The organism is Microbispora sp. NPDC049633, from assembly GCF_040675265.1.
GTDB classification, from domain to species: domain Bacteria; phylum Actinomycetota; class Actinomycetes; order Streptosporangiales; family Streptosporangiaceae; genus Microbispora; species Microbispora maris.
Genome location: NZ_JBFAOO010000216.1, coordinates 1 through 12,062, shown reverse-complemented (window position 1 = coordinate 12,062; position 12,062 = coordinate 1). Strand labels below are relative to the sequence as shown.

The 12,062-nt window shown below is 76.4% G+C and carries 11 protein-coding genes and 1 pseudogene; 7 read left to right on the top strand and 5 right to left on the bottom strand.

Annotated features, from left to right (window positions below):
* From AB0J39_RS33780 to AB0J39_RS33760, 5 genes and pseudogenes are all read left to right on the top strand, one after another.
* Window positions 1-322 (top strand): annotated as a pseudogene (locus tag AB0J39_RS33780) (hypothetical protein); the annotation flags it as partial.
* Between the two features lie 24 nt (window positions 323-346).
* Entirely contained in the window at window positions 347-1,324 is a 978-nt protein-coding gene (locus AB0J39_RS33775) for an aldo/keto reductase (protein WP_363472221.1), read from the top strand.
* A gap of 89 nt (window positions 1,325-1,413) precedes the next feature.
* Window positions 1,414-2,391, top strand: a complete 978-nt coding sequence (locus AB0J39_RS33770) for a carotenoid biosynthesis protein (RefSeq protein WP_363472219.1) — start codon at window positions 1,414-1,416, stop codon at window positions 2,389-2,391.
* Window positions 2,379-3,923 carry an FAD-dependent oxidoreductase gene (locus tag AB0J39_RS33765; protein WP_363472217.1) on the top strand — a complete coding sequence of 515 codons (1,545 nt, stop codon included), beginning with the start codon at window positions 2,379-2,381 and terminating at the stop codon, window positions 3,921-3,923. Before AB0J39_RS33770 ends, AB0J39_RS33765 begins: the two co-directional genes overlap by 13 nt.
* Window positions 3,920-5,272: a glycosyltransferase family 2 protein gene (locus tag AB0J39_RS33760; RefSeq protein WP_363472215.1), complete on the top strand. Its 1,353-nt coding sequence runs from the start codon at window positions 3,920-3,922 to the stop codon at window positions 5,270-5,272. The genes AB0J39_RS33765 and AB0J39_RS33760 overlap by 4 nt, the downstream gene beginning before the upstream one ends.
* Here AB0J39_RS33760 and AB0J39_RS33755 read toward each other — a convergent pair.
* Window positions 5,223-5,837: a glycerol-3-phosphate acyltransferase gene (locus tag AB0J39_RS33755; protein ID WP_363472213.1), complete on the bottom strand. Its 615-nt coding sequence runs from the start codon at window positions 5,835-5,837 to the stop codon at window positions 5,223-5,225. The two genes, AB0J39_RS33760 and AB0J39_RS33755, sit on opposite strands and share 50 nt — an antisense overlap.
* A 43-nt stretch (window positions 5,838-5,880) precedes the next feature.
* Between AB0J39_RS33755 and AB0J39_RS33750 the strand changes: the two genes are divergently transcribed.
* Window positions 5,881-6,555 (top strand): spheroidene monooxygenase, encoded by a 675-nt coding sequence (locus AB0J39_RS33750; protein WP_363472212.1) that lies wholly within the window; start codon window positions 5,881-5,883, stop codon window positions 6,553-6,555.
* Between the two features lie 32 nt (window positions 6,556-6,587).
* On the opposite strand, the gene plsX is transcribed toward AB0J39_RS33750, so the two are convergent.
* Genes plsX through AB0J39_RS33730 form a run of 4 tightly spaced genes read right to left on the bottom strand, consistent with a single transcriptional unit; the run spans window position 6,588 to window position 11,456 of the window.
* A complete protein-coding gene (gene plsX / locus AB0J39_RS33745; RefSeq protein WP_363472210.1) occupies window positions 6,588-7,559 on the bottom strand; it encodes a phosphate acyltransferase PlsX in 972 nt (323 codons plus the stop codon).
* The gene (locus AB0J39_RS33740) at window positions 7,559-8,479 is read right to left on the bottom strand and encodes a phytoene/squalene synthase family protein (RefSeq protein ID WP_363472209.1); all 921 of its coding nucleotides are present in this window, start codon (window positions 8,477-8,479) and stop codon (window positions 7,559-7,561) included. The genes plsX and AB0J39_RS33740 overlap by 1 nt, the downstream gene beginning before the upstream one ends.
* Window positions 8,476-10,029, bottom strand: coding sequence for a phytoene desaturase family protein (crtI, locus tag AB0J39_RS33735; RefSeq protein ID WP_363472208.1), 1,554 nt, complete (start codon window positions 10,027-10,029; stop codon window positions 8,476-8,478). The genes AB0J39_RS33740 and crtI overlap by 4 nt, the downstream gene beginning before the upstream one ends.
* On the bottom strand, window positions 10,026-11,456 hold the full coding sequence (locus tag AB0J39_RS33730) for a polyprenyl synthetase family protein (protein ID WP_363472207.1): 1,431 nt from the start codon (window positions 11,454-11,456) through the stop codon (window positions 10,026-10,028). Before AB0J39_RS33730 ends, crtI begins: the two co-directional genes overlap by 4 nt.
* Before the next feature lie 310 nt (window positions 11,457-11,766).
* On the opposite strand from AB0J39_RS33730, the gene AB0J39_RS33725 reads away from it, so the two are divergent.
* Window positions 11,767-12,062 (top strand): MerR family transcriptional regulator (locus AB0J39_RS33725; protein WP_363472204.1); only part of this gene is annotated, 296 nt, incomplete at its 3' end.

The window sequence follows — 12,062 nt, the reverse complement described above, 5'->3', positions numbered from 1 at the left end:
GGCGCACCGAGCGAAGCGCCTCCCCGGCGAGGTCGGGCCCGCCGGCGTCGGGGCGGTGGTGTCCAGGGGCGGCAGGCCCGACCTCGCCGGGGAGGCGCTTCGCTCGGTGCGCCAGCCGACGCTGCTGATCGTGGGGGAGCGGGACTCCGTCGTCCTCGATCTCAACAGGACGGCGATGCGGGCGATCAGCGCGCCGGTGGAGCTGGAGATCGTGCCCCGGGCCACGCATCTGTTCGAGGAGCCGGGCGCCCTGGAGACGGTGGCGCGGCTCGCCCGCGACTGGTTCCTGCGCCACCTGGCGGGTGGAGCGCCCCCCGCCTGAGCTGCCCCGCTACGATCTGACCTCATGGAACAGCGCGTGTTGGGCAGGACGGGCAGGCAGGTTGGCGTCGTCGGGCTGGGAGCCTGGCAGCTCGGGGCCGACTGGGGCGAGGTGAGCGAGGCGGACGCCCTGGCCACGCTCAACGCCGCGGTCGACGCCGGGACCACCTTCATCGACACGGCCGACGTGTACGGCGACGGCCGCAGCGAGAAGATCATCGGGAAGCTGCTGAAGGAACGGCCCGGCCTGACCGTGGCCACGAAGATGGGCCGCAGGGTGCAGCAGACGCCCGACGTCTACACCCTCGACAACTTCCGCGCCTGGACCGACCGATCCCGCGCCAACCTGGGCGTCGACACGCTCGACCTGGTGCAGCTCCACTGCCCGCCGAGCGCCGTCTTCGACACCGACGAGGTCTTCGACGCGCTCGACACGCTGGTCTCCGAGGGCCGCGTCGCCGCGTACGGCGTGAGCGTGGAGACGGTGTCCGAGGCCCTGACCGCGATCGCGCGGCCCGGCGTGGCCACCGTGCAGATCATCCTCAACGCCTTCCGGCTGAAGCCGCTGGACGAGGTCCTGCCCGCCGCGGAGAAGGCCGGTGTGGGCATCATCGCCCGGGTTCCGCTCGCCAGCGGCCTGCTGTCGGGCAAGTACGGCCCGCAGACGGTCTTCGCCGAGGACGACCACCGCAACTTCAACCGTCAGGGCGAGGCGTTCGACGTCGGCGAGACCTTCTCCGGCGTCGAGTACGGCGTCGGCCTCCAGGCGGTCGACCGGCTGCGCGACCTCGTGCCCGAGGGCATGACGATGGCGCAGTTCGCGCTGCGCTGGATCATCGACCAGCCCGGGGTCAGCGTCGTGATTCCCGGCGCCCGCAACCCGAACCAGGCCGAGGCCAACGCGGCGGCGGCGCGGTTTTCCGCTCTGCCGGCCGAGACGCACGACGCGGTCCGCGGGATCTACGACGACCTGATCCGTCCGCAGGTGCACCACCGCTGGTGACCTCGGCGTCGTGGCGTGCCCGCGGCCGATGAGCCGTCCCGCATGGGCCGGGGGCATCCGATCAGGGGGATCGGCTCGAATCACCCTGTGTGGAGACGTGGGATGCCACAGAGAAGAGGGCGGCCGAGGCCGACGGCACGCCCTCCGGGCGGCGCGGATCACGCCGGCCGCGCCTGACAGGGCCGTGGCCGGCCAGGCCGCCCGGCGGGCCGCGGCCGGACAGCGCCGGCAAGGACGGCAAGGACGGCAAGGACGGCGTGGCCCGCATGGTCGCTGTGGCCCGCATGGCCGGCCTGGTCCGCATCCTCCGCACGGCCCGCGCGGTCGGTGTGGTCCGGATGGCCGGTGTGGCCGCGCTGGCCGCGATGGTGGCCGCCCAGATCGCGACGGGGCTGCGGCCCCACGACCTGCGCCTCACCACCGTGGTCGTGGTCCTGCTCGCGGTGAGCGCGCTCGCCTTCGCGGCGGCGGCGTACGGCCCGGGCAGGGCGGCGGGCGCGTTCGCGGCGGCGGTGGCGACGGGTTTCGCCGCCGAATGGGCCGGCATCAGGACGGGCCTGCCCTTCGGCGACTACCGCTACACCGACGCCCTGTGGCCGCGGCCCGGCGGCGTCCCGCTGATCGTCGCCCTCGCGTGGGGCGGCATGGGCCTGGCCGCCCACGCCGTCGCCCGCCGCGTCGCGCCGCGCGGCCGGGTGATCGCGATCCTCGCGGGCGCCCTGGCGCTCACCGCCTGGGACCTGTTCCTCGACCCGCAGATGCTCCGGCTCGGGCTGTGGGTCTGGGCGGAGCCCGGGCCGTACCGCGGTGTGCCGCTCGGCAACTTCGCCGGGTGGCTGCTGGTCTCCCTCCTGGTCATGACGCTCGTCGACCGTCTCACGGGCCGTACGGACGGCGGCCGGGCGGAGGCCACCGGGCTGGTCGCCCTCTACACGGTGATGGCGGCGATGGAGACCGTCGGCTTCGCCGTGGTCTTCCGGCCGCCCGATCCGTTCGTGGCCGCCGCAGGAGGGCTCGCGATGGGCACGTTCGCCCTGCTCGCCTGGGGGCGCGCATGGCGGAGGTGATCGTGGTCGGGGGCGGCGTCGGCGGCATGGTGGCCGCCCTGCTGCTCGCGCGGGACGGGCACGAGGTGCGCGTCTACGAGCGGCTGCCCCGCCTGGGCGGCAAGCTGGCGGAACACAGGCGGGACGGCTTCACGTTCTCGATCGGCCCCTCGCTGCTCACGCTGCCCGGCCTCTTCCTGGACCTCGGCGTCCCGCTCGACCTGCTCGAACTCGACGAGCTGTGCCGCTATCACTGGCCGGACGGCTCGACGCTGTCCACCTACCGCGACCCGGAGCGTACGGCGGAGGCGGTCGACCGGTTCGCGCCCGGCGAGGGCCGCCGCTGGCGGGCCTACCACCGGTGGGCCGGGCGCTGCCTGGACGCCTCGATGCGCACCTTCTTCGCCGGCCCGCTGTCCGGGCCCGTCGTCGAGCCGCCGATCCCGTGGTCCGGAGGGCGGGCCGCCGAGATCACGGGCGGACGGCCGGACGCCGGGCGGCGCGGCGCCGTCCCGCGGCCCCGGCCGGGCGACCTGCTCGCGGTCGCGCCCGGCCGCACCCTGGACGCGCTGGCCGGCCGGTTCTTCCGGGACGCCCGCCTGCGTCAGTACGTCGGCCGCTACGCCACCTACGCCGGGTCGAACCCCTACCGCGCGCCCGCCGCCCTGGGCTGCGTCCCCGCCATCGAGCACGGAGACGGCGGGTGGTACGTGCGGGGCGGGCTGCCCCGCCTCGCCGACGCGCTGGCCGGGTCGCTGGACAAGGCGGGCGTCGAGGTCCACCTGGAGACCGAGATCACCGAACTCATCGCGGGCCCGGGGCGGGTCGGCGGCGTCCGCACGGCCCGGGGCGAGGCGGTCCGGGCCGGCATCGTGATCGTCAACGCCGACGCGGCGGCCCTGTACGGGCGGCTCCTGCCCGACCGTGCCCGGCTTCGCCGGATCGCCGGGCTGGGCCTGTCGTCGTCCGCCTTCCTGCTGCTCGCCGCCGTGGAGGGGCGGACCGAGGGCATGCCGCACCACTCGGTCGTGTTCTCCGCCGACTACCGGCGCGAGTTCGGCGACATCTTCGACCGGCGGCGGCCGCCGGAGGACCCCACGGTGTACATCGCCTGCCCGGCGGTGGACGACCCCACCCAGGCTCCCGCGGGCGCCGAGAGCTGGAGCATGCTGGTGAACGTTCCCGCAGGCGACCCCGCGCGCTGGCCGATGCCGCCCGAGGCGTACGCGGAGCTCGTCCTCGGCCGTCTGGCGAGCAGGGGTCACGACCTGTCCGGACGGCTGCGCTTCCTCGACCTGCTGACCCCGGCCGACCTGCGCGACCGGTACGGCGCGTGGGGCGGGGCGATCTACGGCGGCGCCTACGGCGGCCCGCTGGCCCCGTTCCGCCGTCCCGGCAACCGGGGGCCGCTGCGCGGCCTCTACCTCGTCGGCGGGTCCGCGCATCCGGGAGGCGGGCTGCCGCTGGTGGCGATGGGCGGCCGGATCGTGGCCGCGCTGGTGCGCCGCGACTTCCCCCGTGCCGGGCGGCGGCCCGAGGGGGCCGGACGATGAGGCCCAAGACGTTCAGGACGACCGGGACAGCCGAGGCCGCCGGGCTGGCCGGAGTGGTCAGGATGGCGGGGATGGGCAGGGGCCCGCGGGCCGAGGCCGCCGGACGGCTGCTCGCCGCCGCCCAGGCCGTCGCCGCCGTCGTCGTGCTGGTGCGCCTCGCCCGCGGCAGGCGGCGCCTCCCGCCGCTCACCGCGTCCCTGCCCGTCACACCTTCCGGCGGCCGGACGACCGGGCCGGGCGGCGGTGCGGCCGGAGGCGACTCCTCGGCGGCATGCGTCGGCCGGGGGGAGACCTCCGACGGCGGACGTCCGGGCATCTCGGTGGTCATCCCGGCCAGGGACGAGGAGCGGAGGCTCGGGCCCTGCCTGCGGGCGGTGCTGGCCGACCCCGCCGTCACCGAGGTCATCGTGGTGGACGACGAGTCCTCGGACGGCACCGCGCGGCTCGCCGCCGCGTACGGCGCGACGGTGGTGCGCGGACGCCCCTTGCCGCACGGCTGGGTGGGCAAGCAGTGGGCGCTGCACCAGGGGCTGTCGCGGGCGCGCGGCGAGATCGTGGTCACGCTGGACGCGGACACGCGGCCACGGCCGGGCCTGTTCGGCGCGCTCGCCGCCGCCCTCCGGGACCACGACCTGGTCAGCGCGGGCCCACGTTTCGTCTGCGAGGGACTCGCCGAGCAGGCGCTGCACGCGTCGTTCCTCGCCACGCTGGTCTACCGGTTCGGCCCCATCGGCCCCCCGGCCCCGCCGCCGCCCCATCGCGTGGTGGCCAACGGCCAGTGCCTGGCCTTCCGTCGGGAGGCGATGCGGCGGGCCGACGGCTTCACCCGGGTGCGCGGGCACATGACCGACGACGTCGCCCTCGCCAGAGCCCTCGCCGCCGTCGGCTGGAGGGTCGGCTTCCTCGACGCGGGGGGACTGCTGGAGGTCGACATGCACGAGTCGGCGGCCGAGGTGTGGCGGGAGTGGGGACGTTCGCTGCCGCTGCGCGACGTCACCCGCCCCGCCTGGCAGGCGGCCGACCTCGCCGTCGTCTGGCTCGCCGCCGCGTTGCCGGCGCTCCGCCTGGCCGCCGGGCGGCCGACCCGGCTCGACCTGGCGCTGCTCGCCGTACGGGTGCTGCTGACCACTGCGCTGCGGCGCAGCTACGCCCGGCCGGGTGCGGGCGTGGCGCTGTCGTTCCTGCTCGACCCGGCCACGGCCGTACGGCTGACGCAGGCGACGCTGCGGCCCGTCAGGACCTGGCGGAGCCGCGCCTACCCCGTCTTCCCGGCGGGCCGCGCGGCGGAGGCCGGCGCCGTCAGGCGCGGCGCGCGGCCAGCGCCGCCTGCCCGAAGCGCAGCCCGATGAGGCACATGAGCGCGCCGGTCGCGGCGACGTGGCCGATCGGCGCGAACGGCAGTTGCAGCAGCGGGATCGCGAACACCCCGGCCCGCGCCCCGGCCGCGAACGACCGCGTGAGCAGGAAGACCACCCCGAGAGCGGCGAGCGCGAGTCCGAAGGCGGGCGGGCAGATCACCGCGATGCCGCCGGCGAAGGTCAGCACCGACCGCCCGCCGCGGAACCCGGCGAAGACCGGCCAGGCGTGCCCGATCATCGCGGCCCCCACCGCCACGTACGCCGCGGGGACGCTCGGGCCCGCGACCACGCCCGGCCCGGCGGTGTGGGCGCCGCCGGCCAGCAGGCCGAGCAGCCCGGCGAGCACGCCCTTGGCCATGTCCCCGGCGAAGACCGGCGCGGCCGTCCGGCCGCCGAGCCGTTCGCGCACGTTCCAGAAGCCGGGGTTGCGGTCGCCGATCTCCCGGGGATCGACCCCCCGCCGCCCCGCGACCAGCACCGCGACCGGAACCGAGCCGAGAAGGTAGCCGCCGATGAGCGCCACGAGCAGGGGGACGAGCGGCGGGAGCGTCGTCACGTTCCACCTCCAGCGATACGCGGACCGGGGGGCGATGCGTCACATGGCCTTCGACCGACCGGTGCTGCGCCGCACCGGAGGGCTGCTGTTCTGGCGGCTGCTCGGCTCGGGCCGGGGAACGTCGATGACCCTCGGCGCCGACCTGCGCCGCTGGGCGCTGCTCGCCGTCTGGCGGGACGAGCGGGCGCTCGAGGAGTTCCTGGCACGCTCGCCCATCCCCGCCAGGTGGCGGCGCGAGGCCGTCGAATCCTGGCACGTACGGCTCGCGCCGATCGTCTCGCGCGGACGCTGGAACGGGATCGAGCCGTTCACACCCGTGCCCGGGCCGCCCTGGCGGGCGACGTCGCACGCCACGGCGGGGACGCAGGACGGGCCCGTGGCGGTGCTGACCCGGGCGTCGATCCGGCCGTCGCGTCTGGTCGCGTTCTACCGGTCCGTGCCCGCCGTGGAGGGGTGGCTGCGAGCCCAGGAGGGCTGCCTGGCCTCCGTCGGGCTGGGGGAGTGGCCGCTGGCCCGGCAGGCCACCTTCTCCCTGTGGCGCGACGCCGCCGCCGTCCGCGCGTTCGCCTACGCCGGGCGGGCGCACCGCGATGTCGTCGAACGGGTCCGCGCCCACGACTGGTACTCCGAGGAGCTGTTCGCCCGGTTCGTCCCCTGCGCGAGCGTGGGCACCTGGGACGGCGCCGACCCCCTCGCCGGTCTCCGGGCCGATCTCTGAAGCGCCGGGGCGGCACCCGGCCGCGCGGGAGGTCACGGCGCGGGCTGGACGGCGAGACGGTCGCCCAGCCGGGCGACCACCTCGCCCTCGGCGAGGTCGCGCGCCACCACGCAGGCCCGGGCGACGGTCCCGGCGCGGGAGGAGCCGTGCGCCACGACGACGGTGCGGGTGAGCCCGAGAAGGGCCGCGCCGCCGTGCGTCTTCGGGTCGTAGCGGGCCGCCACCCGGCCGAGGCCGGCCGGGCCGGTCACGCCCTCCGCCGCCGCGAGGGCGAGCGTGGCGCGCACCGTCCCCTCCACGTTCTTCAGCACGACGTTGCCGGTGAACCCGTCGGTGACGATCACGTCGACGACCCCGGTGAGCACGTCGCCGCCCTCCACGTTGCCGTGGAAACGCAGCGGCAGGCCGCGCAGCAGGGTCTCGGCCCGGCGGGCCAGCCGGTTCCCCTTGCCGGGCTCCGCGCCGATCGACAGCAGCCCGACGCGAGGGTCGGCCACGCCCAGCACGAGTTGCGCGTACGACGCCCCGAGCAGCGCGAACTGGGCCATCATCTCGGGCATCGGGTCGACGGTCGCGCCGGCGTCGATCAGCACGGTGACCCCGCCCGCCGTGGTCGGCAGCGCCACGGCCAGCGCGGGGCGCAGCACGGCGGGCGCGGTGCCGAGCCGGTCGGCCGCGCAGGCGACCACGGCACCGGTGGACCCCGCCGACACGAAGGCCGCGCCGGCTCCCTCCCGCAGGAGGTCGAAGCCGACGGACAGGCTGGATCGGAGCATGCGGACCGCGCCCGCGCCCCGCTCGGTCATCGGCACGACGTCGGCGGCGTGCGCGACGTCGATCTCGCCCGCCGCCCCGAGCCGGGCCAGTTCGCCGCGTACGACCCCGGCCCGGCCGACGAGGACGACGGGCACGCCGTGCTCCCGCCACGCCTCGACCGCCCCCCGGACGATCTCCGCGGGCCCGTGGTCCCCGCCCATGGCGTCCACCACGACCGGGCGGGACATCACGCCACCCCCACCCGGCGTTCGGCGCGGGCGGCGGCACGCGCGGCGAACAGGTGCCGGGCGAAGATCGCGAGCCTGCGCCGCCGGGAGACCCTGGCGCGCCTCGCCAGCACCTCGTGCCCGGCCGCCCCGATCTCGTCCAGGATGCCGCCGTACAGCTCGTACGCCGCCCTGATGCAGGGCCGGGACGACGGCGCGAGCAGCGCGATCCCGTCACGGGCCCGCCGGTAGTGGTCGCGGGCGCGCTCGCACTCGTAGGCCACCAGCTCCCGCACGGCCGGCGCGGCGTACGGCCCGGCCAGGTCGGCCTCCGTCACGCCGAACTTGTCGAGGTCGGCGAGCGGCAGATAGACGCGGCCCCGCGTCAGGTCCTCGCGCACGTCGCGGATGAAGTTGGTGAGCTGGAAGGCCAGCCCGAGCTGGCGGGCGGGCTCGCGGGCCCGCCGCTCCTCGCCCGGCAGCGCCTCCAGCACCGGCAGCATCATCGTCCCGATGACCGCCGCCGATCCTTCCATGTATCCCAGCAGGTCGTCGTAGGTCGCGTACCGGTCCACGGTGAGGTCGGCGCGCATGGACGCGAGGAACGCCCGCACGTCGGCGTGGTCGATCCCGAACGCCCGCACCGTGTGCGTGAAGGCGGGGAGCACCGGGTCGCGGACGTGCTCGCCGTCCAGCGCGGCGGCGAGCCGGGAGGACAGGCGCTCCAGCGCCGCGGACCGGTCGCCGGTCATCGCGAACGAGTCGACGATCTCGTCGGCGTAGCGGGCGAAGCCGTACAACGCGTGGACGTGCGGCCGTTTCCAGGCGGGCAGCAGGCGGGTGGCCAGGTAGTACGAGCGGCCGTAGCTCGCGTGCAGCCTGCGGCACCGCTCGTAGCCGGCCGTCAGCGTCGTGGCCGGCGCCTGTGGTGGCGCGCTCATGGGGTGCTCTCCAGGATGCGTTCGGCGGCCAGGCGGCCGGAGATCAGCACGGGCGGCACCCCGACGCCGGGCGCCGTGTACATGCCCGCGAAGTGGAGGCCGGGGACCCGCCGGGCCATGCCGGACGGGCGGAACCACGCGGTCTGGGTGAAACGGGCGTCGAGCGCGAAGGGCGTGCCGGCCGAGTGGCCGCGCCGCCGCCAGGCGGGAGGATCGAACACCAGCCGGGGCGTGCCGGACAGGTCGCCGTACCCGAGGCCGGCGAGCCGGTCCAGCATGCGGTCCACGAGGCGGGGGGTGAGCGCGGTCCAGTCGGCTTCGCCCCGCGTGTTGGGGGCCGGCTCCAGCACGCTGAGCACGGCGGGCCCGCCGCCGCGCCCGTGATCGCCGGGCCCGTGGTTGTCAGGCCCGTGGTTGTCAGCCCTGTGGTTGTCAGCCCCGTGGTTGTCAGCCCTGTGGTTGTCAACGCAGGTCACCAGCAGGCTCGGGTCCGGCTGGGGCCTGCCCGCCTCCAGTTCCGCGAACGTCGTCTCCCACTCGCGCCCGAAGTGCAGGGTGTGGTGGGCCTGGCCGTCCGGGCGCCGGTCCAGCGCGAAGTGCGCCACCAGGCACGAGGGGGACAGCCGTGGCCGGCGCAGCCGCCAGTCTGCCGCCTCCTCGGGCAGCAGGCCGTCGCCGTCCCGCCGCCCGTGGGCCCGGAGCAGGTCGCAGGCCACCACGGCGTGCCGGGCCGCCAGCCGCTCCCCGGTGTCGAGGCGGACGGCGACGACCCCCGCCCCGTCGGTCTCGATCCGCGTGGCCCGCACTCCGTAGCGGAAGACGGCCCCGGCCTTCTCGGCGGCGGCGGCCATGGCCCGCGGGACGCCGTGCATGCCGCCCTCGCGGGGGAAGTAGACCCCGCCGACCGTGTCCATGTGGGCGATCACGGCGTACACGCCGAGGGCGCGGCGCGGTGACAGGCCGACGTACAGCGCCTGGAACGTGTGCGCCCTGATCAGCCGCTCGTCGGTGAGGTGGCGCCGCACGAGCCCGTCCAGCCGGCGGAAGCCGCCGAGCGCGGCCAGCCGCACCAGCGCGTACGGCCGGGCCAGCGCGCCCAGCCGGGTCATGTCGCGGTCGATGAACGTGCTCCACTCGGCCTCGAACATCTCGCCCAGCAACTGCCGGAACCGCCGGTAACGCACGGCCTCGGCGGGCCCGCACAGCGTCCGCACGCGCTCGGCCATCGCGTCGGCCCCCGCCACCACGTCCAGCCGCGATCCGTCGTGGAAGGTCAGCCGGTAGTACGGATCGAGCCGGCGCAGCGGCAGCCAGCGCTCCAGGTCCTGCCCGGCGGCGGCGAAGGTGTCGGCCAGCACCCCCGGCATGGTCAGCACCGAGGGCCCGGTGTCGACGCGGTGGGAGCCCAGGGCGGCCGTGCCGCAGCAGCCGCCCGGCACGTCGGCGGCTTCCACGACCGTCACCTCGCGGCCCGCCCCGGCCAGGCGCATCGCGGCGGCCAGGCCGCCCAGCCCGGCGCCGACGACCACGATCGGCCCGCCCGCGGTCATCGGCGGGCTCCGCCGGTCGAGGGCTCCGCGGAGCCGGCCACGGGAGCGGAGCCGGCCACGGGAGTGGGGCCGAGCCGGGTGGCGCCGCCGGCGGGGTCGGGTCGAGCGGGGTCGGATTGAGCGGGGTCGGATTGAGCGGGGTCGGATTGAGCGGGGCCGGTATGGGTGAGGGGGCCCGTGGGATCACGGTGGAGAGGGTCCGTGGGATCGGGATGGGTGAGGCGGCGGGCGAGGTCGAGCAGGGCCGACCGGGCGTCCGCGGGCATGTCCGCCCCGGACAGCGCCGCGGCCGCGGCCTCGGTCAGGTCGCCGATGCGCCGCTCGACCGTCTCCAGCGCGCCGGTAGCGACGATCATCTCCCGGGCCGCCGCCACGAGGTCCGGCCGTGCCTCGCCCGGCCCCGGCAGCGCGTCCAGCAGCGCCGCGCCCGGGCCGTCCGCCCGTTCGCGCGCCAGCGTCAGCAGGTAGGTCCGCTTGCCCTGCAGCAGGTCGGCCCCGGCGGGCTTGCCGGTCCGCGCCGGGTCGCCGAAGACGCCGAGGACGTCGTCGCGGAGCTGGAAGGCCTCGCCCAGCGGCAGCGCGTACGCGCTGAGGACCCGGCGCAACCCGGGCTCGCCCCCGGCGATGGCGTGGCCGAGGTGCAGCGGCCGCTCAACCGTGTATTTGCCCGACTTGTACGTCGAGATCAGCAGGGCCTCCCGACGGCCGCCCCCGCCCCGGGCGGCGCAGGTCAGGTCGAGGTACTGCCCGGCGGCCAGTTCCACGCGCAGCTGGGTGAGGACCTCCAGGGCGTCGGCCAGCCTGCGGCGGTCGGTCAGCAGCGCGGAGTCGGCCCAGGTGAAGGCCAGCATGCCGAGCAGGACGGCGGCCGACTCCCCGAACCGCCGCGACGATCCGGCCCAGCCGCCCTCCCGATGCCGCTCGGCGAGCGCCACGTGGGCGGTGACGCGGCCGCGCCGCAGCGGCGACTCGTCCATGACGTCGTCGAGGATCAGCGCGCACGCGTGGAGGAGCTCGATCGAGCAGCCCGCCGCCAGCACGGCGTCGAGATCGTCGGGGGAGCCGCCGGAGGCCCGGTGGCCCCAGTACACGAAAGCCGGTCGCAGCCGCCTGCCGCCGCGCGCGACGAAGCCGGCGAGGTGGCTCCGCAACGTCTCCCGGTCCTCGGTCCCGAGGAAGGACAGCCGGTCCATCTCACGCCGGAGCAGCTCGTCCAGGGTCCGGTCGAACAGCGCATGGTCGAACAGGTCCCGGTCGAACAGGTCCCGATCGAAAGGGGGGCTGTCGATCAGGCCGGCGTCGGACAGGGCGCCGTCGGACAGGGCGCCGTCGGACAGGGCGCCATCGGGCGGGCCGGGCAGGTGGCGATCGGACGGCTCCCGCGTCTCCTCCCCGACGCCGCCGGTCTCGCGGATCAACGTCACCATGCGCACTGCTCCTTCGATCGTTACGGTGATCGGCGGCGCCGTCAGTAGAGTTTTCGCGCCCGCCCGCTCCGGCGGTTGCATCCGTGCCGGGCTCCCCGGCCGAAACAAGGCCAGGGGGGTGGCCGGCAGGGGCGGCGGCGGCCACGAGGACCGTGCGCGTGCGGCCCCCGGTGCGCCGTGCCCGGCCCTGGGCCCGGTGCCCGCGAGGCGCGCGACCGCGGGCCGGAGGCCGGCCGGCGGGCACGCGGCCGGGCGGCCGGAGCACGGCGAGCGGCCAGGACGACCGGCCGGACGGACACGGGGTGAGCGGGTGGCAGACGAGGACGCACCGGGGGCCGGCGAGAACGCGGCCGCCGAGGAGGAGCCGGGCTACGGCATCGGGGCCGTCTCCCGGAGGCTCGGCGTGCCCGCGTCCACGCTGCGCACGTGGAACCTCAGGTACGGCATCGGCCCGAGCAGGCGCAGCCCCGGCGGGCACCGCCGTTACGACGACGCGGACCTGCGCCGCCTGGAGGAGATGAACCGGCTGATCCGGGCTGGGATGCCGCCGGCCGACGCCGCGAGGCAGGCGCTGCGGCCGAGGTCCGCACCGGGAGAGCGGGCGGC

What these genes read in the sequence shown, in the direction of transcription:
- AB0J39_RS33775 (WP_363472221.1), top strand. Translation starts at nt 347, where the DNA reads ATGGAACAGCGCGTGTTGGGCAGGACGGGCAGGCAGGTTGGCGTCGTC.
- AB0J39_RS33765 (WP_363472217.1), top strand. Translation starts at nt 2,379, where the DNA reads ATGGCGGAGGTGATCGTGGTCGGGGGCGGCGTCGGCGGCATGGTGGCC.
- AB0J39_RS33760 (WP_363472215.1), top strand. Translation starts at nt 3,920, where the DNA reads ATGAGGCCCAAGACGTTCAGGACGACCGGGACAGCCGAGGCCGCCGGG.
- AB0J39_RS33750 (WP_363472212.1), top strand. Translation starts at nt 5,881, where the DNA reads ATGGCCTTCGACCGACCGGTGCTGCGCCGCACCGGAGGGCTGCTGTTC.
- plsX (WP_363472210.1), bottom strand. Translation starts at nt 7,559, where the DNA reads ATGTCCCGCCCGGTCGTGGTGGACGCCATGGGCGGGGACCACGGGCCC.
- AB0J39_RS33740 (WP_363472209.1), bottom strand. Translation starts at nt 8,479, where the DNA reads ATGAGCGCGCCACCACAGGCGCCGGCCACGACGCTGACGGCCGGCTAC.
- crtI (WP_363472208.1), bottom strand. Translation starts at nt 10,029, where the DNA reads ATGACCGCGGGCGGGCCGATCGTGGTCGTCGGCGCCGGGCTGGGCGGC.
- AB0J39_RS33730 (WP_363472207.1), bottom strand. Translation starts at nt 11,456, where the DNA reads ATGGTGACGTTGATCCGCGAGACCGGCGGCGTCGGGGAGGAGACGCGG.